The sequence below is a fragment of the Haloplanus vescus genome, assembly GCF_900107665.1.
GTDB classification, from domain to species: Archaea; Halobacteriota; Halobacteria; order Halobacteriales; family Haloferacaceae; genus Haloplanus; species Haloplanus vescus.
Genome location: NZ_FNQT01000001.1, coordinates 720,746 through 743,168 on the forward strand (window position 1 = coordinate 720,746; position 22,423 = coordinate 743,168).

The window sequence follows — 22,423 nt, forward strand, 5'->3', positions numbered from 1 at the left end:
CCCGCCAAACCCGGGCTATAACTACTCGCGGGGAGAGTCACCGTGCCGATGGCGCTTGGCTCCATCGCCGATTGGCTCGTCACGCTCGGCCGGACGCTCGCTCTCTGGGGTGGAGCGCTGCTACTCCTCGCCAGTACGCTCTCGTTCTATCAGGGGTGGGGACGATGGAGGCGCTCATCGGTGGTTGACGAGACGCCTCAGAGCGACATCGGCGCCCTCGACGCACCCGGCGTCGTTCACGTGCGGGGAGAAATCGTCACCCAGACACCACACGATACCTTCCACTCCCCCATCGGGGACGACGAACGTACCGTCCTGTCGGCGTGGGAAATCGAAGAGCGATACGACAAGATCGGCAACGAGAGTTGGGAGAAATCCGCGTGGGGTGTCCGCTCGACCCCGTTTTCCCTGTCCGACGGCACAGGTCGAATACGCGTCGACCTCGACGATATCGTCGTCGGCAACGAGACGGACGACGTGTTCACCCCGGAGACACTCCTCACGTCGACGGGCGTGTCGGTCGACGGCCTGCGCTGTGAGTTCGAGTCGTTCGACGTTCGTGTCCGAACCGGATACGACGAGTCGCCGCCGCCACGGATCGCCGACTTCCTGGAGCGAACCGATGGCATCTCCGTCGGACCGATGACGACGGCCCTCGGACGCATCAATGTAGACGACAGCGAGCGACGGTATCGCGAACAGACGCTCCAGCTGGGCGACGAAGTGAGTATCGTCGGCCGTGCGATCCCCCACGGTACGGACTCGCCAGCGAGACACGCAGACGACGTGGTGCTCACACAGACGGATGAAACCACGGTCTATCTCTCTGTCCCGCCGCTCGACGAGGCCACCGACATCGGGGGCCCTCTACTTTTCGGCGTGTTCACCGGGCTTGTCGGAATCGCGTTACTAGCGATACGAGCCGTCATCTGATCGCCGCCCCGTCGCTACTCGTGGGCGAAGTAGGCGACCGACTCGTCGCCGTGGGCGTCGACGCGCGCGAAGCCGACGCGTTCGAACTGCACCACGTCGTCGACGGCGGTGTCGGCGAAGCCCGGTTCGGCGACGCCTGTCACGTCACCGTCCATCGTCCGCAGGCGAACGGACACGCCGTCGGTGGGCGTCCAGTGAACCACGGGCACGCCCTCCTCGCGGACGGCATCGATGTCGTCGCCGACGTACTCGAACGCGCCGTCGACGTGGCGGACACAGCCGAAGCCCTTCAGCCAGACGCGTTCGCCCTCGGCAGGCACGTCGTCGGGTTCGACGAGGACGGCGTCGTCGGCGGGCACGTCGCGCCGGCCTCGGTCCTCGTGTTCGGGGTGGACGGGCGGATGGCCCGCGTCGGGGCCGCCTTCGACGGCCTTCTCGACACCGTCGCGGACGAAGAAGTAGCGGTTCGCGTCGTCGTCTATCAGGTCGCGGTTGGTGGCGTAGACGGCGCTCATCGACAGTTCGACGTTGCTCGTCGAGGTGCCGAGTTCTATCATCGCGTCCACGATGGCTTGGCCGCGAATCCCGCGACGGCGCAGGCTGGCGAGGGTCGGGGCACGCGGGTCGTCCCAGCCGTCGAGTTCGCCCGCGTCGACGAGTTCCTTGATGCTCGACGTGGAGAGTTGCAGGTCGTACTCGTCGACCTGGACGTGGCCCCAGTGGACGACTTCGGGGTACTCCCAGTCGAAGTAGTCATAGACGAACTGCTGGCGCTTGGCGGAGTCCTGGAGGTCGATGCCGCGGATGATGTGGGTGACGCCCGTGAGGTGGTCGTCGACGCCCGACTGGAAGTCGAGCATGGGCCAACAGCGGTAGTCGGCGGCCTCGGGTCGCGGGTGCGCGCGGTCGATCATCCGGAAGGCGACCCAGTCACGGAGCGCGGGGTTCTTGTGCGTGATGTCGGTGCGAACGCGGAGGACCATCTCGCCCGCGGAGTAGTCGCCGTCGATCATCGCCTCGAACTCCTCGCGTGTCGTCTCGGCGTCCTTCTCGCGGTGGGGACAGGCCTCGCCCGCGTTCTTCAGGTCGGAGAACTCGCCCTGCGGACAGGAGCAGGTGTACGCGCCGCCGATGTCGATGAGTTCGCGCGCGTGGTCGTAGTAGGTTTCGAGGCGGTCGCTCGCGCGAATCACCTCGTCGGGTTCGAAGCCGAGATACTCGATGGCGTCGAGGATGGCGTCGTAGGCGTCGAGGTCCGGCCGCTTCGTCTCGGGGTCGGTGTCGTCGAACCGGCAGATGAAGCGCCCGTCGTAGCGGTCCTTGTACGTCCCGATGACTGCGGGCATCCGGGCGTGGCCGAGGTGCCACGGGCCGTTGGGGTTCGGCGCCGCCCGCATCACCACGCCGTCGTCGACGTTCGACAGGTCGGGGAGGGTGTGTTCGTCTTCCTCGTCCTCGGCTTCGATTTCGGCCAGTTCCTCGGGCGCGAGTTCTTCGAGTTCTGCTCGGCGCTCGTCGGCCGAGAGGCCGTTCACCTCGCTCACGACGCCCCCGACGATGCCGGGAATATCGTCGCTATGCTCTCGGAACTCGGGGTTGTCGCCCATCAGCGGTCCCATGACCGCACCGACCTCGGCGTCGCTGTCGTACTTCACCGCGTTGAGGAGCGCGTGCGTTCGCGCCGCACGCTCGACGCGCTCGCGCAGTTCGGAATCCATTACGCGTCCGTATCCGCCCGCGGGTAAAAACTGGCGTGGGTCGGGGTCAGGGGTAGGGGTACGGTTCGTGTTAGCATTCAACATACAAGAGCGTTTCGCGCCGGTCGATTCTGGCTTGGTCGGGGGCTTATGTGTGGCCGGGGAGACATACATGTCGGACTATGGACACAGGATACGGTTCGGGCGGTGACGAGAACGCCAATCGCACGGGCGAGGCGCCCGCGACGGTTATCGACCCGTCCGCAGAGGCGGACGAAGCGTCGGTGACGGAGTCGGGCACGGAACTGGAGCGGTCGATTGGCTTGGTCGGCGGCCTGTCGGTCGGCGTCGGGACGATGATTGGCGCTGGTATCTTCGTGTTCCCGGGGCTGGCCGCGGGTCAGGCGGGGCCGGCGGCCGCAGGGTCGTTCGCCATCGGGGCGGTCATCGCGCTCCTGGTCGCGCTGCCCGCCTCGGAACTCGCGACAGCGATGCCGCGGTCGGGCGGTGGCTACTACTTCATCTCGCGGGCGCTCGGCGCGCTCCCCGGCGCGGTGGTGGGCATCAGCATCTGGCTGGGCCTCGTCTTCGCGACGGCGTTCTACCTCGTCGGCTTCGGCAACTACGCCGCGGCCGTCCTCGCCGAGGCGGGCGTCTCCCTCGGGGGGAGCGGCGTCGTCGTCCCACTCGCGTTGGTGTTCGGCGTCCTCCTCACCGGACTCAACCTCTTCGGGACGGAGAACGCCGCGACGCTCCAGAACTACGTCGTCGGCCTCCTGCTGACGATTCTCGTCATCTTCCTCGGCTACGGCAGTCTCGACGCCCTCGGCGTGTTCGGGAGCGCCAGCACGCCCGAGCAGTTCATGCCCTTCGGTCCGGTTCCGATGTTCACCACCGCCGCGCTGGTGTTCACGTCGTATCTCGGCTTCGCGCAGGTGGCGACTATCGCCGGCGACATCAAGAACCCGGGCCGGAACCTGCCGGTAGCGATGGTCGGGTCGGTGCTCATCGTCGGCGTGCTCTACGTCACGACCATCTTCATCGCGACGAGCGCGTTCGGGAGCGCCGCGCTGTCGTCGTTCGGCGAGACGGCCATCGTCGAGGTGGCGCGGGCCTTCGCCGGTCGCTTCGGTGCTATCGCCATCCTGCTGGCCGGCCTGCTGGCGACAGTCTCCAGCGCGAACGCCTCGATTCTCTCCACGTCGCGGGCCGTCTTCGCGGTGAGCAAGGACGCCCTGTTGCCGACGGTGGCCAGCCGAATGAACCTGAAGTACGGCACGCCACACGTCGCGCTGGCGATGGGCGGCGGGCCGACGCTAGTCCTCGTCGCCCTCGGCGAGGTGGAGGTGCTCGCGGAAGTCGCCTCCTTCCTCCACCTCGTGATGTACGGCCTCATCTGTGTCGCGCTGGTGGTTATGCGACGCGACGAACCCGAGTGGTACGACCCGGACTTCCGGGTGCCGGCCTACCCGCTGATCGCCATCCCCGGCGCGCTCGCCAGTTTCGGCCTCATCGCCTTCATGCAGCGCGCCTCCCAGATAATCGGGGTCGCCATCATGCTCGCGGCCGCCGGATGGTACAAGTACTACGCGAGCGACGTGTCGCTCAAGGGGGTGCTGTAGATGACTGACGACCTCACCATCCGAGAACCGCCGAAGCTCCTCGTGCCCGTCAGAGTGCTGGAGGGAGAGACGCTGCCGGAGACGCTGGTCGACTTCCTCGCGCCCGCGGAGATAGTGGTCCTCGGCTACCACGTCCTCCCGGAACAGACGCCGACCGAACAGGCCAGCATGCAGTTCGAGGAGCGCGCACAGGCCGCCGTCGACGACGTTGCCCACGCGTTCGAGACGGCGGGGCGAACGGTCGAGACCCGCGTCGCGTTCACGCACGACCGGGACCAGACCGTCGCTCGCGTCGCGGCCGAGGTAGACGCCACGGCGACGCTGCTGCCGAATCCCGCGGGCGAAATCGAGGACGTACTGGTGGCCATCCGCGGTGCCATCGACACGGACCGCCTCGCAGACCTGGTCGCGACGCTCGTCGGCGGGAGCGACCGCCGCGTGACCGTGTGGGGCGTGGCGCCCGACGACGGCGACTTCGACATCGAGGCCGCCGTCGCCGACGCCCGCGAGACGCTCCGAGAGCGAGGCGTCGAGGCCGACGTACTCACGACGGAGGTGTCCGCGTCGGACCGCCCCGTCGCCGACATCGTCGAGCGCTCGAACGAGTTCGACGTCATCGTCATGGGCGAGGGCGACGCCGGCCTCTCGTCGCTGCTCTTCGGCGACGAATCCGAGCGAGTCGCCGAGGGCGCCATCGCGCCGGTGCTCATCGTTCGGGAGCGACACGACGAAGCGTAGCCGAATCCACAAGCGGTTTGTCGGTCGGGCGGGACGGGCGCGTATGAAACGCGCACGCATCGAGGTCGATGGCGAGGTGTACGCCGGCGAGTACCGCGACGGCGTCGTCGAGACTGAGGCCGGCGACTTCGTCGTCGGCGAGGACGGGTCGCTCGCGCCGCCGTGTGAACCGTCGGCGCTCTACTGTGTCGGTCGGAACTTCGCGGAGACGCTCGACCAGATGGAGTACGACGTGCCGGACCAGCCGGCCTTCTTCATCAAGCCGCCCGCGTCCATCGTCCCCCACGAAGAACCGATTCCGTACCCGACGTTCTCCGACGAGGTGACCTACGCCGGCGAACTCTGTGCCGTCATCGACGAGCGGTGTCACGACATCGAGGCGTCCGAGGCGCCCGACGTGATTCGCGGGTACACCATCATGAACGACGTGGACGCGCTGGACCAACCGGGGCGCACGGCCCGCAAGGCCTTCGACGGGTCCGGCCCGCTTGGCCCGTGGATCGAGACTGACCTCGACCCCCACGGCATCGACATGCACACCGAGATTAGCGGCGAGCGTCGACAGGAAGCCAACACGGAGCTCATGCTTTTCGATCCGTACGAAATCGTCTCGTTCCTCTCGGAGCGGTTCACCTTCCGCCCGGGCGACGTCATCGCCTTCGGGAGCCCGGCGAATCCGGGCGTCATCGAACCCGGCGACACCGTCGAAATCACCTACGAGGGCGTCGGCACGCTTCGAAACGAAGTCGCGCCACCGGAGCAGTAAGGGCCCGGTTCAGACGACCTGATTTTCGAGTTCGTCCGCGTCGCCGGCCTCGATGCGACGGAGGTTCGCTGCGAGGATGTCGGCGAGGCGGGCGTAGTACTTCGGCGTCTTCCCCGAGTTGTGGGGCGTAATCTGGACGTTCTCGAACGCCCAGAGCGGATGGTCATCGGGGAGCGGTTCGGGGTCGGTCACGTCCAGCGTCGCCCCGCGGATGTCGTCGTCGCGAAGCGCCGTCACGAGTGCGTCGGTGTCGACGACGGGCCCGCGCGCGATGTTGACGAGGAGGGCGTTGGCCCGCATCGAGGCCAGCACGTCGGCGTCGATGAGGCCGCGGGTGGTGTCGGTGAGTGGGCAGGCCAGAATTACGTACTCCGAGCGCGCGACGGCCTCGTGAATCGAGTCGAAGCCGACCACCTCGTCGGTCGGGCCGCCCTTCGAGGGCGTGTAGCGGACGCCGATGGTGTCGACGCCGAACGCGTCGAGTCGCTCGACCAGCGCCGACCCGATGGCACCGAGGCCGACGACGGCGGCGGTGCTGTCGTAGAGTTCGCCGGCGGAGTAGGACTGCCAGTGGGCGCGTTGCTGTTGCTCCCACGCCCGGCGGAAGCGTCGCTCGTGGGCGATGAGCGACCCGATGACGTATTCGGAGATGTTGGGGCCGTGGACGCCCGCGGCGTTCGTGACGGCGACGCCCGCGTCGGCGATGGCGTCCACGTCGAGGTGGCCCGTGCCGGCGTAGGCGCAGGCGAACATCTCGAGGTCCTCGGCCGCGGCGAGGAGTTCGCTGTCGAAGTGAACGCCCGTGGCGACGCGGGCGTGTCGAATCAACTCTCGCTCTTGGCTCGGCGTCTTGGCGACGGCGATGTCGTGGTCGGGGAGGCGGTCACGGAGACAGTCGGCGTACTGCTCCGGCGAGACACCGTGGACTTTCTGTCGCAAAACGAGTACGTCGGGGTCGGACATGCGTGTGGATGCAGCCGCCTCCATTAAAGAGGCAACGAGGTCGGCCGGTCCGTTCCGGGCGATTAATACCCCCGCCCGTTCGGACGTAGAGTATGGAACACGTGGACGTAGCCGTGGTCGGTGGCGGCCCCGCCGGGTCGGCGGCGGCCCACGCGGCCGCCGAAGCGGGCGCGTCCGCCCTCGTCTTCGAGAAGGGCGTCCCCCGAGCGGACCGCGACGGCCTCGGCCCGGACTCCACCGACGCCGCGGGCATCCTCGACTACTGGGTCGACATCATGGGCATCCACCCCGACGAGTTCCCCGACGGAATCCTGCTGTCGGAACTCGACCGAGCGACGTTCGTCGGCCCGACCGAATCCTGTGTCCTCCGGAGTACGGGCATCGACTCCTCCTACGACACGTTCGGCTACACCTTCGACCGCGCGGCGTTCGACGATTGGCTCCGCGAACGCGCCGAAGGCGTCGGCGCCGACTACCACCTCGGCGTGACGGTGAAAGACGTCGAGACCGACCTCGGGAGCGACCCGCGTCACACCCTTCGCTTCGCGGACCGCGACCCCGTCGGCGCCGACTTCCTCGTCCTCGCCGACGGCCCGCAGCGAACTGTGACCAACCGCGTGCTGGACCGATATCTCGCTTCGCCCGTCACCGACCACCTCGGCACGACGACGGCGAACCACATCGCCTACCAAGAGCACCGCCGACTGCCCGCCGAACTCGCCGAGGAACTCCGCGGGTCGATTACCTTCTGGTGGGGACACATCCCCGGCCACACCGCCTACCCGTGGATTTTCCCGAACGACGACAACGTGGCCCGAATCGGGTTGACGATGCCCATCGGTCTCGACCTGTCGTCGGTCGACGACCGGGAGTCCTACGCGCTTCTCCGGCCCGACGACGACACCGTTCCGAGCGGTGGCGAGTATCTCCGCCGACTGCTCGAACACGAGTACGGCGACGAGTACGACGTGCCCGAGGACTTCCCCCTCGTCGAGGAGCGCGGGAAATCCAGCGGGACGGAGACGTACCCCATCTCCTCGACGCGCCCGGTCGACTCCCCGGTCGACGCCGGCATCGCGGTCACCGGCGGCGCGATGGGCACCACGTCGGCGTTCCACGAGGGCGGCGACCACGTCGCCGTCCGCACCGGTGCCATCGCTGGCGAACTCGCCGCGCGGGGCGACCTCTCGACGTACAACGACCGCTGGAAAGACGCCATCGGCGACGAAATCCTGCGCAACGTCACCATGGCCGACATGGTGCAGGACTACGGCCCGGACGACTGGGACGACATCTTCCGAACCGGGCGAAAGATGCTCGCCGACGAAGGCGGGTATCAGATGTTCGAACAGAAGTTCAGCGCCGGACTCGACGCCGCCAAACTCCTCCTCAGATATCGGTGGGGTAAGTACCGCAACCGCGAGTTCGTGAGCATCCACGAGTCGGACTACGTCTACTGACGCCGTCACGCAGGCGACCCGCAAGGCGTTAACCCCTCCGTGTCGTAGCACGGCTGCGTGCCTTTAGTCCCCGCCCGAGTACGCCCGTCAGGGCGCGATGACAGCGCGGAGAACCCGGGCACGCGACATGGGTGAATCCGGGACTCACTGACTCCGGAATAGCCAGCGGGGAGGTCTACCGACCTCCAGAACGTGACGCCGTCTCACGCATCCGACGGTCGCCCGGCACGAGGGTTAGCTAGCCGACCACGGCACGCCGCCAGGGATGAGGCTAGACGTTAGTGTTCCGGGCGTACATCGACCTTTTACGCTGCGCGCTGGCGAAGCCAGCGCTCGGTAAACGCTCGACCAAAAGCACCCCTCGTTCCGGATGGTCACGCGTCGGCCTCGCGCTGACGTTCGTTCGCGCGAGTGAATCGACGGCGAGTCAGGAGTTTCGGACTACTCGGCGTCGACCGTTCGGCCCCGACGTGTCCACCGACCGTGAATCCTCCACCGTCCCGAGCGGACATTACGGCCAGTTTCGACGCTTCTACGCTCGCGTCGCGGCGTAGCGGACGGTGACGAGCGGACAGCCACAGAGGCGAATACGCTGGTCCGCGAACACGGCGGCGTCCGCAATCCCATCGGCGTCGGGCGGGGCTGGTGCATCGGGGTCGCCCGCGGGTGCGACGCCGAAGCGTTGGCTCGCCGGAAGCCGAACCGCGCCGGCGTCGGTGTGAAGATACAGCCCGCCGTCGGGACAGTCCGTCGTGAGCGCCACGCCAGTACCGTGGTTCTCCATCCGGAGGACGGTGGCGAGGCTGGCGCCGGGAAGTGGGACGGCGACGTTGACGACGCGTTCCCCGTCGGCGACGTGACTGGCGTAGACGGCGACGAAGACTCCCTCGCCGTCCTCGGTGGTGCGTATCCAGAGTCGCGGGTCGTCGCGCGGGTCGGCGGCCGCCCCCACCGGCGAGAGCGCGAACAGGTCGCTCGTGACGCGTTTCGGGTCGCCGCCCGGTTCCGGGAGATTCAGCTGTTCGACCCGACTGGTCCAGCAACTCGCGAGGCGCGCACCGAGACGGAAGGGTCGGTGCCACGCCGCAGTAAGGGTCATCTCGAAGTCACTCGTTCGCTCGTAGAGCGCCCGCACGTCGGGATGGACGGCCTCGGGGTCGAATCCGGGACGCTCGTAGGCGTCGAGTGACGCCATCTCGCCGGCGACGCGCTCGCCGCGGAGTCCGTGTCGGTCGGGCCAGTCCGGGCCGACGCGAGCGTTGCCGTGATGGGGCGAGAGGGGCACGTCGCGCGCCCCCGCGACGGCCCATCCGAGGGCGGCGGCGCAAGTGACGATACCGACGAGTCGAGCGTTCGAACCGCGGAGCACGGTCGGCGTAGGGCGCGCGTGACCGTAAGCGTCCGGCCGCGTCACCGGAGTTCGAGCAGGTCGGCGCCGCTCGTGACGAGGATCCGATCACCGACGAGTGCCAACCCACCGGCTTCCGTCTCGAGTTCTCGCGTCCACAGTCGGTCGCCGGAGCCGGTGTCGTAGGCACGAACAACGCCGCCGACTGACTCGCCGTCGCGGCGTCGCTCGCCGGCGACGACGAGGGTATCGCCGCCGACGGCGGGTGCGTACGGGTACCAATCCGTCTCGTCGGACCACGCTGTCTCGCCCGTCGTCAGGTCGAGAGCGACGACACGCCCGCGAGTCCGGTCGCCGAGTCCGACAGCGGTGAATCCCCGGTCGCCGACGAGGGCGGGCGTCGCCACGTCGGCGCCAAGCGAGCGCGGCTCCCAGAGGAACGCCCCAGTCTCAGTGTCGACGGCGGTGACTGCACCGCCACGGACGGCGTAGGACCCGTGGATGAGGCGGCCGTCGGCGACCGCAGGCGGGTGATAGAAACCGGGGATTCCCTCGGTGCCGGTGTGCCAGCGACGCGCCGGGCCGGGGTGGAGGTAGCGGTCCATCCCCGTCCGCGGCGCGTAGGCGACTGTGCCGTCGAGGGGGGCGCTCGCACCGTACAGTCGGCCGTCGGTGAGCACGGGTTTCGCTCCCTCGGCGCGCCAGCGCAGTCCCGTTTCGACGTCGATGCCGACGAGGTCGCCGCTCTCGACGCCGACGTACACCTCACGCGTGCCGACGGTGAGACCGCTCGGGTCGTCGTCCGGCAACGAGTGCCGATAGATGCGGTTCCCGTCGGGCGCGTATCCGACGAGCGTCGCGGGCGAGTCCCGATTCAGTTGCGCGGCGTGGAGCGTGCCGTCAGGGCTGAGGCCCGCGAAGGGCGTGGTCGCGTCGTGGGCGTCTCGCAGTTCGCCGTCGAGGGCGTGCGTCTCCAGCCGGGAGCCGTGCAAAACGAGCGTGTCGTCGCCGACGAGTGGGTGAAATCGCGGCTTCTTCGCCGTCGTCGACGCTGTAGTGAGGCGTCGGCTCGTCGGCGCGTCGTTCGGTGGCGTCGCCGACGGGTTGTGAGCGGTGTTCGCGGGGTCGAAGCGGCGAAGCGGCCACGTACCGTCGGCCGGCGTCCACGACGCAAACGTCGCGTTGGCTCTCCCGCGATAGAGGCGGTGACCACCGTAGGCGGCCGCGGCAGCGACGGCACCGCCGACGAGACGGCGGCGAGTGATGGAGGGCATCGGGCAGGGATTGCTCCCGCTCCGTCAAAAAGGAACCCGGTTAGCCGAGACGTGAGAGGGTGACGCCGAATCGCTCGCCCCTCTCGACTTCGTCCGTCAGTCGTCGGCTTCGGCGGTGTCGGCGCCCGGCACCGTCACGTCGGGCAGACCGGCCTCGATTTCCTCGCGGCGGTCCTCGAAGGAACCGGGGAGGACGAGGCGGCCGCCGAGGTCGTCGAGCGGTTCGTCGCTCGTGTAGCCGGGGTCTTTCGTCGCGAGCTCGAAGAGGACGCCCCCGTGTTCGCGGACGTAGACCGACCGGAACCAGTGGCGGTCTATCTGTTGGGTGGGGTTCAGGCCCTCGCCGCGGATGGCCTCGCGCATCGCCTCTTGGTCCTCGTCGGTCGGCGTCTGGAAGGCGACGTGGTGGACCGTCCCGTGGCCCTGTCGGCCGCCCTCGATGGTCGGGAGGATGTCGACGTACTGCCCGACTGTCCCGGTGGCGGCGAAGCGAGTTCGCTCGTCACCGGGCGTGTCGCCCTGTGCTTCTTCGGTACCGACTTCCTCGAAGCCCATCGTGCGGAGCAAGCCCATCGTCGGATGGGGGTCGGCGAGCCAAAGCGTGACCGAGTGGAAGCCACGGATGGCCACGTCTTCGGAGACGAACTCCGTCCACGGGACGGTCGGGTCATCCTCCGGAATCTCGACTTCGACGAGTTCGACGGGCAGTCCGTCCGGGTCGCGGAAGGGGAGGACCGTCTCGCCGAAGCGCTCGACTCGGTCGTCGTAGTCGACGCCGTGGTCGTCGAATCGTGCTTCCCAGAAGTCGAGGCTGCCCTCGGGGACGCGGAAGGCGGTTCGCGACACTTGGCCGCTCCCGACTTTCCCCTGCGGGAGGTCGCTCCACGGGAAGAACGTCATGCTCGTCCCGGGCGTCCCCTCCGCGTCGGCGAAGAAGAAGTGGTAGGTGCTCGGGTCGTCCTGATTTATCGACCGCTTCACGAGGCGAAGTCCCAGCGTCTCGACCCAGAAATCGAGGTTCTGCTGGGGGTCGCCGGCGATACACGTGACGTGGTGGATGCCCGGCGTCGGTGTCGGTTCTGTCATACTCCGTTCTAGGTGTCGCACCGACTTGAATCCGCGCTGACACGCGTGTTACCTGGTCACATCAGCGTCAGGTGCTCACCGTGATTGGACGCGGAACTCGGTGCCGGGAGCCATCCGCGCCGTCATTCCCGCGAGGAGTGGCGGGTCGTCCGGCTCCGTGCCCGGCCACGCGAGGTGGTACTCGCGCCCGATGGTCGCGAGGGCGAGTTTCGCCTCCATCAGCGCGAACCGCCGCCCGATACAGCGGCGCGGCCCGCCGCCGAAGGGGACGTACGCGAAGTCGGGAATCCGCTCGCGGAGCGACCCGTCCCAGCGCGCGGGGCGGAAGGTTTCGGGGTCGTCGTAGAACCGGGAGTCGGTGTGGACTTGGTCGACGGTGAGCCAGACGGGCTCTCCCGCCGGAATCCGGTAGCCGTCCATCGTCACGTCCGTCGTCGTCTCGCGCGGGATGGTGTACACCGGCGGGTAGCACCGAAGCGCCTCGGTGACGATTCGCTCCGTCACCGAGAGGTCGTCCAAGTCGTCAAGCGTCGGCGGGCCGTCGAGGGTGTCGACTTCGGCGTGGAATCGGTCGCGGACCTCGGGATGGTGGGCCAGCGCGTAGCAGGCGAAGGAGATGGCGGTGGCGGTGGTGTCGTGGCCGGCGAAGATCATCGTCACCACCTGGTCGCGGAGGCGGTCGTCGGACAGCGCCTCGCTCTCGACGCCCGACTCCCGGAGCGCGACGAGCAGAGAGAGGAGGTCGTCGGCCTCGGATGGGTCGGCGGGCGGGTCGTCGGCCTTCTCTTCGAGGAGGTCGGTCGCAACATCCTGGAGGCGGCGCTTCCCACGCTTGAACCGCAGTCGCGCGGGCGTCGGAATCCACGTCGGCAGCGGGTAGGAGGTGGGTGCGAACCAGTGATGCAGGTGAGAGGCGGCGGTTCGAATCTCCTCGTCGCCGTCGACGGCGAGTTCGCGGCCGAACAGCGTCGCGAAGAGCACGTCGAGCGTCAGGTCGCTCGACTCCGCCGCGAGGTCGATTCGCTCGCCCGGCGTCCAGCGCCGACACCGACGCCGAATCTGCTCGACCATGCCGTCGGCGTAGTCGACGAGGCGGTCACGCGCGAACAGGGGTTGGAGCACGTCGCGCTGGCGCTGCCACGTCTCTCCCTCGACGGCGACGAGGCCGCCCTCGAACGCCAGCTGGAAGTCGTCGGATTTCCGGAACCTGTCGCGGTCGTTCAGGAGGACGCGCTCGAAGTGGTCGGGGTGGCCGAGGTGGTAGACGTCGCCGGGGCCGAGGAGGTGGATGCGGACGAGGTCACGCTCCGCCATCGCCCGCGAGCGAAAGCCCAACACGTCCCGCATCGCACCGACGGTGTGGGTGAGGTGGTGGCCGACGGTCGATGGATACGGCGGGAGCGACTGCGTGACTGCTCGGTCCGCCTCGTCGCCGTCGTCGGCACGGTCCGCGCCCATGGTCGGGCATACGGAGTCTGCGGTTTATCTCTTCGGGGGACCCAAAAACAAATGTCTTTGAATCGAGACGTGAGTGGCGAAGGATGGAGTACAACGAGACGTCGCTCTGGGTGAGTCGAATCGTCGAGTGGGGGCGCGGCTACGTCGACCATCCCGCGGCCGCCGCGCTGTGTACGCTCGGCTGGATTCCGGTCGTGACGACGGCGATTGCCCTCGACCCGTCCGAGGCGTCGAATGGGTTTCTCGTCGGGCAAATCCTCGCTTGCCTGATGGTGGTTTCGGCCCCCTACGACGTGTGGTATTACGACGAACGGCTCCTCCCGAAGTTCTTCGACGACGTGGAGCTCATCACCGCCGAATCGGACCACGACACGCTGCAGGAACTGGCGACGCGGTACGACCGCCTCTACTCCTCGTACTGGTGGGCGAGCACGCTCGTGTGGGCCGGACTCGTGCTGACGGTGTTCGTCGTCGGGCAGAGTTACTTCCAGTCACAGGGCATCACCGGCCCCGTCGAGCAGGGGGCGTATCTCGGCTTCTTCTGTTACTGGCTGCTGTTCGCGGGGCTTCGCTCGCACGGCGCGGTGCTCACCGTCTTCGTCATCCGGTCGTTCGCGGAGCGAGTCCAACTCGACGTTGACCCCCTCCACCCCGACGGCCTCGGCGGCCTCAGTACCGTCGGGACGTTCGCCATCCGGATGACGGTCATCACGTCGCTGGGGTCGTTCGCGCTCCCACTCGCCTTCCAAATCGCGTCCAACATCCAGTACGAATCCGTCGTCTACGTGGGCGTGGGGCTGTTCGTCCTGCTGGTCGGCCTCAACTTCCTCTATCCGACCTACAAGGTGAACCGGCGGGCTCAGGACCTGCGCGAGCGAATGCTCGACGCACACCGCGAGCGCATCCGCACGCTCGAAGACCGACTGGCGTTGCTGGCGGAGGGAGACGGCGACTTACCGGACGACCACCTCGCAGACACGGACGACGAACTGCTGGAGATGGAGATTCGCCGTGCCCGCCGGGAGTTCGAGGACTACCAGAGCGTCCAACTCTACCCACTCTCTATCGGCATCATCACCCGACTGGTCAGTTCGATACTGCTCCCGATTTTCTTCATCGTGTTCGAGCTGTTCATCACCGGGTCGCTGTAAGCCACCCCCCGGTGAGTCTCGAAACGGGCGCGGCGTCGTCGGGGGGCACCGACGCAGTTACACGGACCATATAAGTTCGCGGGGCGTGAGCCGTCGACCGTGTCTGATCGGTGGCTGTACGGCTGGGGACTCGCGTCCATCGGCCTCGGTGGAGCGTCGCTCATCGTACCGCTGTACGTCGTTTCGCTGGGTGGCGGCCCGGCGGTGCTCGGCGTCCTCGCCGCCGTCGCCGCCGTCGCGGGCGCGCCGGGAGCGCTGGTCGTCGGCCGCCTCGCGGACCGGACCGGCCACCGGCGGGGGTACATCCTCGGCGCTATCGGCGTCGTCGCGGCGGGGTTGGCCGGCGTCGCCGCCGTCGAGTCGATACCGCTGGTCATCGTCGCCAACGCCGCCATCTGGTTCGCGTTCGCGGCGGCGACGCCCGTCCTCACGCTCCTCGTCGTCGTCGACGCGCCCGAATCCGAGTGGAGCGACCGCATCGCCCGCCTCAACGAGTGGCAGGGGGTCGGGTGGGCGCTCGGCCTGCTGGTCGGGTTCGTGGTCGTCCTCGTCGGGGAGCGAGTGGTGGGGCTGGCGCCGGTCACCGTCCAGCGACTCGTCTGTCTGGTCTGTGCGGTGAGTACGGGCGTTGGCGGCCTCGTCACCGCGAGCGCGCTCCCGAAAGAGAGAGAGTCGATGCCCGCCCCCCGGCGTCTTCAGCGGGCAATCACCGCCGCGACGCGCTTCGGCGTCCGCGGCGCCAGTTTCCCCTTCACGCCGGTCCGGATGGACGTGCGCGGCTTCCACCCGCGTCGCTTCGTCCGGCGGTTCACGCCGGGGCTCGCGCTCTACTTCGTCGCTGTCACGCTCGCGTTCGCGGGCTTCGGCGCCTTCTTCGCCCCCCTGCCGGCGTATCTGGGCGAGGCTGGCTTCGGCTCCGACGCCGTCTTCGGCCTCTACTTCGCGCTGAACGCCGGGGCCGCGGTCTTTTTCGGCGTCGCAGCGACGCTCGTGGCGCGCTACGAGGTGGCACTGGTCCACGTCGGGAGCCTCGCCGTCCGCGGCGTCGCCCTCCCACTCGTCGTCGTCGCCGGCGGGTCGCTCGCGGCGGCCGTACCGATTTTCGTCGTCGTCGGGTTCACGTGGGCGGTCATCGCCGTCTCGGCGGCGACGCTCGTGACGCGACTCGCGCCGCCCATCGTCCGCGGCGAAGCGCTCGGCGTCTACAGCGCGCTCTCCGCCGTCGCCGGCGGGATTGGGAGCGTCCTCGGTGGCTGGGTCGCGGCGACCAGCTACGGCTACGCCTTCGGGCTCGCGGGGGCGCTGGTCTTTGCCGGCGTGGCTATCGTGTTGGTGCTCAGAACGCGTGTGGGTCCGGACGCCCGCCCGGAGCAGACGGTTTATTCCGCCGACGCCACAGAGTGAGGTATGGACACGTGGCAGCGCCGGACGCTCGTGTACGTCGTCGGGTTGGTAGCCGTGATGCTGGCGTACGCCACCGTGTACGATACGGGGATGAGCGTCTTCGAGGGGTCGCCGATAACCTTCCTCCACGCGCTCCAGGTGGTCGTCGAGACGTTCACGACGACGGGCTTTGGCTCCGACGCCCCGTGGCAGAGTGCGGAGATGAACGTCCTCGTCATCGTGATGGACCTGACTGGCGTGGTGCTCATCTTCCTCGCGCTGCCGGTGCTGGTCTTCCCGCTGTTCGAGGAGGCCATCTCGACGACGGTGCCGACAGTGGCGCCGGAGGGCCTCGAAAACCACGTCGTCATCTGCACGCTGACCCCGCGCGGTGAGACGCTGGTCGACGAACTCGACTCGTGGGGCGTCGACCACCTCGTGCTCGAACCCGACCGCGACCGGGCGAAAGACCACTACGAAGCGGGGTACGACGTGATTCACGCCGACCCGCAGTCCGTCGACGGCCTGGAGGCGGCCCGCCTCCCCGAGGCGCGGTGTCTCGTCGCCGACGACTCCGACCCCGTCAACACGAGTATCGTCCTCACGGCGAAGGAAGTCGCCGACGACGTGCGAACGGTGAGCGTCGTCGACGACCCCGAACGCGAGCAGTACCACCAACTCGCGGGCGCCGACGCCGTGCTCTCGCCGCGTGCGCTCCTCGGCGAAGGCCTCGCTTCGAAGGTGACGACAGGCATCTCGGCGGAGTTGGGCGAGGCAATCGAGGTCGGCGAGGACTTCGAGGTGGCCGAACTCCCGATTCAGCGGGGGAGCGACCTCGTCGGCCGGACCATCGCCGAGAGCGGCGTCCGCGAACGCGCCGGCGTCAACATCATCGGCGCGTGGTTCCGGGGCGAGTTCGAGAGTCCGCCGTCGCCCGATGCGACCCTCGACGGCGGGACGGTCCTCCTCGTCACGGGACACGAGGCCCAACTCGAACGACTGAAGCAGATGACCACGTCCGACATCCGTCGGTTCCGGCGGGGGCAGACGCTCGTCGTCGGCCACGGCGAGGTGGGGACGACGGTCACGAACGCGCTCTCGCGCGCGGACGTCTCACACGTCGCGATGGACCTGACGGACGGGCCGGGCGTCGACGTGGTCGGCGACGCGACCGACCCCGACGCCCTCTCGCAGGCGGGCGTCGAGGAGGCGCGCTCGGTCATCCTCGCGATTCCGGACGACACGCTCACCGAGTTCGCCATCCTCGTGCTTCGGGACCTGAACCCCTCCATCGAGATTATCGCTCGCGCCGAGGAGACGGAGAACGTCCAGAAGATGTACCGCGCGGGCGCAGACTACGTCCTCTCGCTCGCGACGGTCAGCGGTCGGATGCTCGCTTCGACGATTCTGGAAGACGAGGAGGTCATTTCGCTGGACAAGCAGGTGGAGGTGATTCGCACCTCTGCGCCGGGACTGGTGGGGCGAACGCTCGGCGAGGCGGACGTCCGCGCCCGAACGGGATGTACCATCGTCGGCGTCGAACGCGACGGCGAGGTAGTCACGGACTTGGGGCCGGAATTCCGCGTCCGCGAGGGCGACGAACTCATCGTCGCCGGCACCGACGAGGGGACGAACCACTTCACCGAGACGATGGGGAAGAGCTAGTCCATCGTCACGACGAGTTTGCCGAGCGACTCTCGGTCTTTCATCGTGGCGAAGGCCTCGTCCGTCGCCGCCAGCGGGAACGTCTGGTCGACGACGGGGTCGAGGTCGCCGGCGGCGACGAGGTCGACCAACCGCTCTAGGTCGGCCTGGGTTCCCATCGTGCTCCCGACGACGTGCTTGTGGCCGAGGAACAGGTCGGGGATGTCGATTTCTGAGGTGCCGCCGGCAGTCCGCCCGCAGATGACCATCCGCCCGCCGCGGCGCATGAGGTTGAGTCCGAGGTCGGTGTAGGGGCCGCCGAGGTGGTTGACGACCGCGTCGGGGGTGCCGATGTCGGCGACGGCGGGCCGGAGAGCGTCGGGGTCGGTCCCGCGGACGGTGTGGTCGGCGCCGAGTTCGGCCAGTCGGTCGAGCTTCGACGCCGACGAGGAGGTGCCGACGGTTCGGACGCCGAGTACGTCCGCGAGTTGGACGGTGGCGACGCCGACGCCGCCGGTCGCGCCGGGGACGAAGAGGAGGTCGCCGGCCTCGACATCGGCCCGGCGGAGCATGTGATACGCGGTCAGATAGGCGGTCGGCAGCGTCGCCGCCGTCGTCGCGTCCACGTCGTCGGGGAGCGGAATCAGGCGGTCGGCATCGACGCGGGCCGATTCCGCGAGGCCGCCGTGGTACAGCGAGAAGGACTCACAGAGGTTCTCGGGGCCCTCGCGACAGAACCGACAGGTGCCACACGTCTGGTTGGGACAGAGGAGGACACGGTCGCCGGGTTCGAGGTCGGTGACGCCGTCGCCGACGGCAGAGACGACGCCCGCGACGTCGAGACCGGTGACGAAGGGAAGGTCACTGGGGTCGACCATGGCGGAGTCGCCGTCGAGAATCCAGAGGTCGTGGCGGTTGATTGAGCACGCCTCAACGTCGACGACGGCCTCGCCCGGGTCGGGTTCAGGCGTCGGTCGTTCGACGATGTTCACGCCGTCCGGTCCGGTCAGTTCGGTGAAAGCTGCGGCACGCATCACCGGCCATTCGATCCGCGGCGGCAAAGGTTCGGGGGCGCTCGAGTCGTGTGAATCGCTAACGCTCGACTCCAACGACTTAACCGTGCGGGTCACCTACTAGAGGTATGAGCCAAAACGAAGACGGCGGGCGTCGGAATCTCCGAATGCCCGACGACGACGAGCTGTTCGCGGTCGTGACCGAACACAACGGTGGGAATCACGTCCGTGTACGCTGTGAAGACGGCGAGAACCGGATGGGCCGCATCCCCGGTCGGATGAAATACCGGACGTGGATCAGCGAGGGCGACGTGGTCCTCGTGGAACCGTGGGACTGGCAGGACGAGAAGGCGAACATCGAGTGGCGCTACGACGGGCAGGACGCGGACCAGCTCCGCCGCGAAGGCCACATCGACTAGTTCGTCCCGACCGATGGGGGAGACGAACTTGCCGTCTCTCCCCGAATATCCATTATATATTCATTTATTCAGATTTACTAGCTCCGGCTCCCCTATTCGGGCACAGATGCGCGGTGTTAGTGACCGTTTAGTCGGATAGATTGGCCCGATACCCAACGATTTTGTACCGGTGCGAGGTTGTGACTGGCATGGACGGTAATCCGGACCTCGACCGGTTCGACTCGCGGCGGTCCACGGCCTACGCACAGAACGGCATGGTGGCGACGAGTCAGCCACTCGCCGCGCAGGCGGGTGTCGAAGCCCTCCGTGATGGCGGCAACGCCTTCGACGCCGCGGTGACGACGGCGGCCGCGTTGAACGTCGTCGAACCGATGAGCACCGGTATCGGCGGCGACGCGTTCGCCCTCTATCGCACCGCCGACGGCGACGTGGGGGCGTTTCGAAGCTGTGGCGGCGCGCCCGCCGACGCGACGCGCGACGCGGTCCGGCGGCGAGTCTCGGAGCAGTCGGGCGTCGACCCCGCGGATGCGACGATGCCCGGCGCCGGACCGCTCACGGTGACGGTGCCCGGGACGGTCCGTGGCTGGGACCGACTGCTCGACGACCACGGCGAGCGGTCGCTCGCCGCGGCGCTCGAACCCGCCATCGAGTACGCCACGGAGGGGTTCCCGGTGAGCGAAGTCATCGCCGACATGTGGACCGTCGCCGAGACGCTGTTCACCGAATCGCACGCCCGCGAGGAGTATCTGCTCGGTGGGCGAGCGCCCGACACCGGCGACGTGATGCGCCTCCCGGATTTGGGCGGGACGCTCTCGACCATCGCCACGGAGGGTGCCGACGCCTTCTACGAGGGACCGCTGGCCGACCACATCGCCGAGGCGGTCCGGGAGCGCGGCGGTCTGCTCTCGGCCGACGACCTCGCGGACTTCGAACCGGAGTACGTCAACCCCGTCTCGACCACCTACCGTGGTGCCGAAATTTACGAACTCCCGCCGAACAACCAGGGACTGGTGGCGCTGGAGGCACTCAACATCGCGGAAGAGCTCGACGCCGGAAGCTACGACTACGACTCGGCCAAGCGCGTCCACTACTTCGCCGAATCGCTGAAGCGTGCCTTCCACGACGGCCACCACTACATCACGGACCCCGAGTTCGAGGACGTGCCCGCACTCGGCTCGAAGGCCTACGCCGCGAAGCGCGCGACGACGGTCGGTGAGCGGGCGGGGAACGTCTCCATCGGCGGGCCGGGCGCACCGCCGGAGGACGGCGACACCGTCCTCCTGACCGTCGCCGACGACGAGGGGAACGTCGTCTCCTTCATCAACTCCATCTTCGGTCACTTCGGAAGCGGCGTGGTGGTGCCCGAGACGGGCATCACGCTCCAGAACCGCGGGAGTTCGTTCACGCTGGACCCGGAGCATCCCAACCGCCTCGAACCGGGGAAGCGGCCCTTCCACACGCTCATCCCGGGACTGGCGCGGTTCGACGACAACGATTGGGCCGCCTTCGGCGTGATGGGCGGGTACATGCAACCGCAGGGGCACCTGCAGGTGCTCTCGAACCTCCTCGATTACGATATGCCGCTCCAAGCGGCGCTGGACGCGCCGCGGTGGCGCTACCTCGAAAACGGTTCGCTCGCCGTCGAGGACCGCTTCCCGGACGGCGTCGTCCCGAAGCTCGTGCGTCGCGGGCACGACGTGGTCGTCAGGCCGCCCTCGGCGTTCGGCGGCGGCGAGATTACGCGACTCGCCGATAGCGTCATGTCGGGCGCGACGGAACCGCGAAAGGACGGGACGGCCGCGGGCTTCTAAGCCGGGTCGCCGTCGCCATCGCGTACTCGGGCGAGGAGATACGACCCGAGGAGGCCGACGCCGAAGGCGACGCCGACGTTGACGAGGAGGGCGACGACGCCGACGACACCGGTCAGTAGGGGGTCGTTCGTGTCCACGCCCGAGCGTCCAAGTTCGATGGCGACGAGGACGAGGACGACGCCGAGGACGGCCATCGGGAACGCGGCGACGACATCGACGGCGACGACAGCCAGGAGGAGGTAGAGGCCCCCGAGAATCAGGTTCGAAGTGGCGGTCCGGGCACCGAAAGCGTACTTGCCGGCGACGCCGCCGCTCCCGTGGCACATGGGCATCGCGCCGAGTGGGACAGCAAGCAGGTTCATGACGCCCATGCTGGTCGAGAGGTCGTCGGGCGACGCCTCGGCGTCGAAGTACTCGTCGACGAGCAGCGAGGTTGCGACGGCGGCGTTGCCGACGGTCATGGCCAGTTGTCCGGCCGTCGCGCCGATGGCGTTTCGCGTGAGCGAGAGAGCACCGGGGTCGAGAAGCGCCAGTTGCGGGAGGCGTGGCGTGAGCGTCCCCACGTCGGCGAAGGCCAGCACCGACCCGAGGCCGAGGACGGCGAGAGCCGCCACCTCGCGGTGTCCGGTCACGACGGCGCCGAGGGCGACGAGGACGGCGAGGCCGGCGAGCGCCGGGGCGTCGAGACTGGTCGTCAACCCGGTGCGGAGGAGGATGAGCGCGACGCCGATCTGGATGCCGCGCACGACGGGTTCGCCGACGTAGGGTGCGAGGCGCGCGAGCGCCCCCGTCTTGCCGATGACCAGCAACGCGACGCCGGCGACGAGGCCGGCAGCGACGTACTCGCCCGTGGAGAGACCGCCGGCGATGACCAGCGCGGCGAGCGCCTTCATCGGTTCGACGGACATGGGATGGCCGTACCAGAGCCCCCAGACGACCTGAAAGGCGGCGAAGCCGAGGAGAATGTGGCCGAGCGACAGGTCGGTGAGTGCGGCGACGGCGACGACGATGGGTAAGACCGTCACGGTGTCGCCAACCGCACCCGTGACTTCGCCCCACGCCACGCCGAACCGCGACGCCGTCCCACCGTCCAACGTTCGCATCGATGCCGACTATCCGCTCACCCCGTATACAATTATCGAGAAACTGATATATGTATCGCTGGGGACGAGATGTAACCTGTTACGATTACGGGACGGGACAGACGGCCGTGAACCCCTGATATCGGTGTTTGTCGGTTCTAAAGCCTGTATAAAATCTCTAAGAGAATTTGAAACGGTCGTAAAACGACACAAATACTGGATTACTCGGACTCACGGAGTCAAATTGGCCTGAATCCAGTGCAACGATTTGCCCCCTATATGATGGTGTGGCTACATGGTACAGGTGGAGCCAGTCACCATGTCCGTTCGCTCATCGTCCCTCGCACGCACCGCGTCGCAATCGCTTCCGGCCCTCCAAGCCCTCGCCGAACTCGCAGCACGGCCCGTCCGCTTCGTCGCCTTCTGGGTGGCGACGCTCCTCCCGCTGACGTACCTCCCGATGCTCGCGACGGGGATGGTGATGTCCCACAGTACGGCCTTTGCGGGACTCGTCTGTCTGAACGCCGTGGCGTTCGTCGCCGGACACGGGCACAACCGCCCCGAATAGCCCGGCG

Annotated in this window: 19 protein-coding genes; 11 read left to right on the forward strand and 8 right to left on the reverse strand. The window is 68.0% G+C overall.

Translation table 11 applies throughout. From position 1 onward, the window contains the following. Nucleotides 1-48: 48 nt before the first annotated feature. Complete coding sequence (locus BLU18_RS03825; protein ID WP_092631716.1) at nucleotides 49-933, forward strand: hypothetical protein; 885 nt, start codon at nucleotides 49-51, stop codon at nucleotides 931-933. 14 nt (nucleotides 934-947) lie between these two features. On the opposite strand, the gene BLU18_RS03830 is transcribed toward BLU18_RS03825, so the two are convergent. Next, nucleotides 948-2,651, reverse strand: a complete 1,704-nt coding sequence (locus tag BLU18_RS03830) for a glutamate--tRNA ligase (RefSeq protein WP_092631719.1) — start codon at nucleotides 2,649-2,651, stop codon at nucleotides 948-950. A gap of 161 nt (nucleotides 2,652-2,812) precedes the next feature. Between BLU18_RS03830 and BLU18_RS03835 the strand changes: the two genes are divergently transcribed. The 3 genes from BLU18_RS03835 to BLU18_RS03845 are packed head-to-tail and all read left to right on the forward strand — an operon-like array spanning nucleotide 2,813 to nucleotide 5,756. Beyond that, nucleotides 2,813-4,252, forward strand: coding sequence for an APC family permease (locus BLU18_RS03835; RefSeq protein ID WP_092631722.1), 1,440 nt, complete (start codon nucleotides 2,813-2,815; stop codon nucleotides 4,250-4,252). Then, a complete protein-coding gene (locus tag BLU18_RS03840) occupies nucleotides 4,253-4,990 on the forward strand; it encodes a universal stress protein (protein ID WP_092631726.1) in 738 nt (245 codons plus the stop codon). A gap of 43 nt (nucleotides 4,991-5,033) precedes the next feature. After that, nucleotides 5,034-5,756 (forward strand): fumarylacetoacetate hydrolase family protein, encoded by a 723-nt coding sequence (locus BLU18_RS03845; protein WP_092631729.1) that lies wholly within the window; start codon nucleotides 5,034-5,036, stop codon nucleotides 5,754-5,756. Between the two features lie 9 nt (nucleotides 5,757-5,765). On the opposite strand, the gene BLU18_RS03850 is transcribed toward BLU18_RS03845, so the two are convergent. Next, complete coding sequence (locus BLU18_RS03850) at nucleotides 5,766-6,719, reverse strand: D-2-hydroxyacid dehydrogenase (protein ID WP_092631732.1); 954 nt, start codon at nucleotides 6,717-6,719, stop codon at nucleotides 5,766-5,768. 92 nt (nucleotides 6,720-6,811) lie between these two features. Here BLU18_RS03850 and BLU18_RS03855 point away from each other — a divergent pair, with 92 nt between their 5' ends. Beyond that, on the forward strand, nucleotides 6,812-8,179 hold the full coding sequence (locus BLU18_RS03855) for an NAD(P)/FAD-dependent oxidoreductase (RefSeq protein WP_092631735.1): 1,368 nt from the start codon (nucleotides 6,812-6,814) through the stop codon (nucleotides 8,177-8,179). A 532-nt stretch (nucleotides 8,180-8,711) separates the two neighbouring features. Here the strand turns inward: BLU18_RS03855 and BLU18_RS03860 are convergent. From BLU18_RS03860 to BLU18_RS03875, 4 genes are all read right to left on the reverse strand, one after another. Continuing rightward, a complete protein-coding gene (locus tag BLU18_RS03860; protein WP_092633612.1) occupies nucleotides 8,712-9,548 on the reverse strand; it encodes a hypothetical protein in 837 nt (278 codons plus the stop codon). Between the two features lie 41 nt (nucleotides 9,549-9,589). Next, a complete protein-coding gene (locus tag BLU18_RS03865) occupies nucleotides 9,590-10,801 on the reverse strand; it encodes an outer membrane protein assembly factor BamB family protein (RefSeq protein ID WP_092631738.1) in 1,212 nt (403 codons plus the stop codon). Nucleotides 10,802-10,897: 96 nt separating this feature from the next. Continuing rightward, nucleotides 10,898-11,887 carry a ring-cleaving dioxygenase gene (locus BLU18_RS03870; RefSeq protein ID WP_092631742.1) on the reverse strand — a complete coding sequence of 330 codons (990 nt, stop codon included), beginning with the start codon at nucleotides 11,885-11,887 and terminating at the stop codon, nucleotides 10,898-10,900. A 75-nt stretch (nucleotides 11,888-11,962) separates the two neighbouring features. Beyond that, nucleotides 11,963-13,345: a cytochrome P450 gene (locus BLU18_RS03875; protein ID WP_092631745.1), complete on the reverse strand. Its 1,383-nt coding sequence runs from the start codon at nucleotides 13,343-13,345 to the stop codon at nucleotides 11,963-11,965. 83 nt (nucleotides 13,346-13,428) lie between these two features. Between BLU18_RS03875 and BLU18_RS03880 the strand changes: the two genes are divergently transcribed. The 3 genes from BLU18_RS03880 to BLU18_RS03890 all read left to right on the forward strand — a co-directional run bounded on the left by BLU18_RS03880 (nucleotide 13,429) and on the right by BLU18_RS03890 (nucleotide 17,544). Beyond that, nucleotides 13,429-14,496: a hypothetical protein gene (locus BLU18_RS03880; RefSeq protein WP_092631748.1), complete on the forward strand. Its 1,068-nt coding sequence runs from the start codon at nucleotides 13,429-13,431 to the stop codon at nucleotides 14,494-14,496. 99 nt (nucleotides 14,497-14,595) lie between these two features. Further along, nucleotides 14,596-15,900 carry an MFS transporter gene (locus tag BLU18_RS03885; RefSeq protein WP_092631751.1) on the forward strand — a complete coding sequence of 435 codons (1,305 nt, stop codon included), beginning with the start codon at nucleotides 14,596-14,598 and terminating at the stop codon, nucleotides 15,898-15,900. Between the two features lie 3 nt (nucleotides 15,901-15,903). Further along, entirely contained in the window at nucleotides 15,904-17,544 is a 1,641-nt protein-coding gene (locus BLU18_RS03890; RefSeq protein ID WP_092631755.1) for a potassium channel family protein, read from the forward strand. Here BLU18_RS03890 and BLU18_RS03895 read toward each other — a convergent pair. Next, nucleotides 17,541-18,557: an alcohol dehydrogenase catalytic domain-containing protein gene (locus BLU18_RS03895; RefSeq protein WP_092631758.1), complete on the reverse strand. Its 1,017-nt coding sequence runs from the start codon at nucleotides 18,555-18,557 to the stop codon at nucleotides 17,541-17,543. The genes BLU18_RS03890 and BLU18_RS03895 overlap by 4 nt on opposite strands. Before the next feature lie 107 nt (nucleotides 18,558-18,664). Between BLU18_RS03895 and eif1A the strand changes: the two genes are divergently transcribed. Next, nucleotides 18,665-18,955 carry a translation initiation factor eIF-1A gene (gene eif1A, locus BLU18_RS03900; RefSeq protein ID WP_092631761.1) on the forward strand — a complete coding sequence of 97 codons (291 nt, stop codon included), beginning with the start codon at nucleotides 18,665-18,667 and terminating at the stop codon, nucleotides 18,953-18,955. A 188-nt stretch (nucleotides 18,956-19,143) separates the two neighbouring features. Beyond that, complete coding sequence (gene ggt, locus BLU18_RS03905) at nucleotides 19,144-20,766, forward strand: gamma-glutamyltransferase (protein ID WP_092631765.1); 1,623 nt, start codon at nucleotides 19,144-19,146, stop codon at nucleotides 20,764-20,766. Here the strand turns inward: ggt and BLU18_RS03910 are convergent. Next, on the reverse strand, nucleotides 20,763-21,869 hold the full coding sequence (locus BLU18_RS03910; protein WP_092631769.1) for a putative sulfate/molybdate transporter: 1,107 nt from the start codon (nucleotides 21,867-21,869) through the stop codon (nucleotides 20,763-20,765). The genes ggt and BLU18_RS03910 overlap by 4 nt on opposite strands. 274 nt (nucleotides 21,870-22,143) lie before the next feature. Between BLU18_RS03910 and BLU18_RS03915 the strand changes: the two genes are divergently transcribed. After that, nucleotides 22,144-22,416: a DUF8028 family protein gene (locus tag BLU18_RS03915; protein ID WP_092631772.1), complete on the forward strand. Its 273-nt coding sequence runs from the start codon at nucleotides 22,144-22,146 to the stop codon at nucleotides 22,414-22,416. The last annotated feature ends 7 nt before the right edge of the window (nucleotides 22,417-22,423 follow it).

What these genes read in the sequence shown, in the direction of transcription:
- BLU18_RS03895 (WP_092631758.1), bottom strand. Translation starts at nt 18,557, where the DNA reads ATGCGTGCCGCAGCTTTCACCGAACTGACCGGACCGGACGGCGTGAAC.
- eif1A (WP_092631761.1), top strand. Translation starts at nt 18,665, where the DNA reads ATGAGCCAAAACGAAGACGGCGGGCGTCGGAATCTCCGAATGCCCGAC.
- BLU18_RS03845 (WP_092631729.1), top strand. Translation starts at nt 5,034, where the DNA reads ATGAAACGCGCACGCATCGAGGTCGATGGCGAGGTGTACGCCGGCGAG.
- BLU18_RS03830 (WP_092631719.1), bottom strand. Translation starts at nt 2,651, where the DNA reads ATGGATTCCGAACTGCGCGAGCGCGTCGAGCGTGCGGCGCGAACGCAC.
- BLU18_RS03875 (WP_092631745.1), bottom strand. Translation starts at nt 13,345, where the DNA reads ATGGGCGCGGACCGTGCCGACGACGGCGACGAGGCGGACCGAGCAGTC.
- ggt (WP_092631765.1), top strand. Translation starts at nt 19,144, where the DNA reads ATGGACGGTAATCCGGACCTCGACCGGTTCGACTCGCGGCGGTCCACG.
- BLU18_RS03865 (WP_092631738.1), bottom strand. Translation starts at nt 10,801, where the DNA reads ATGCCCTCCATCACTCGCCGCCGTCTCGTCGGCGGTGCCGTCGCTGCC.
- BLU18_RS03835 (WP_092631722.1), top strand. Translation starts at nt 2,813, where the DNA reads ATGGACACAGGATACGGTTCGGGCGGTGACGAGAACGCCAATCGCACG.
- BLU18_RS03825 (WP_092631716.1), top strand. Translation starts at nt 49, where the DNA reads ATGGCGCTTGGCTCCATCGCCGATTGGCTCGTCACGCTCGGCCGGACG.
- BLU18_RS03870 (WP_092631742.1), bottom strand. Translation starts at nt 11,887, where the DNA reads ATGACAGAACCGACACCGACGCCGGGCATCCACCACGTCACGTGTATC.
- BLU18_RS03890 (WP_092631755.1), top strand. Translation starts at nt 15,904, where the DNA reads ATGGACACGTGGCAGCGCCGGACGCTCGTGTACGTCGTCGGGTTGGTA.
- BLU18_RS03910 (WP_092631769.1), bottom strand. Translation starts at nt 21,869, where the DNA reads ATGCGAACGTTGGACGGTGGGACGGCGTCGCGGTTCGGCGTGGCGTGG.
- BLU18_RS03840 (WP_092631726.1), top strand. Translation starts at nt 4,253, where the DNA reads ATGACTGACGACCTCACCATCCGAGAACCGCCGAAGCTCCTCGTGCCC.
- BLU18_RS03850 (WP_092631732.1), bottom strand. Translation starts at nt 6,719, where the DNA reads ATGTCCGACCCCGACGTACTCGTTTTGCGACAGAAAGTCCACGGTGTC.
- BLU18_RS03880 (WP_092631748.1), top strand. Translation starts at nt 13,429, where the DNA reads ATGGAGTACAACGAGACGTCGCTCTGGGTGAGTCGAATCGTCGAGTGG.
- BLU18_RS03855 (WP_092631735.1), top strand. Translation starts at nt 6,812, where the DNA reads ATGGAACACGTGGACGTAGCCGTGGTCGGTGGCGGCCCCGCCGGGTCG.
- BLU18_RS03915 (WP_092631772.1), top strand. Translation starts at nt 22,144, where the DNA reads ATGGTACAGGTGGAGCCAGTCACCATGTCCGTTCGCTCATCGTCCCTC.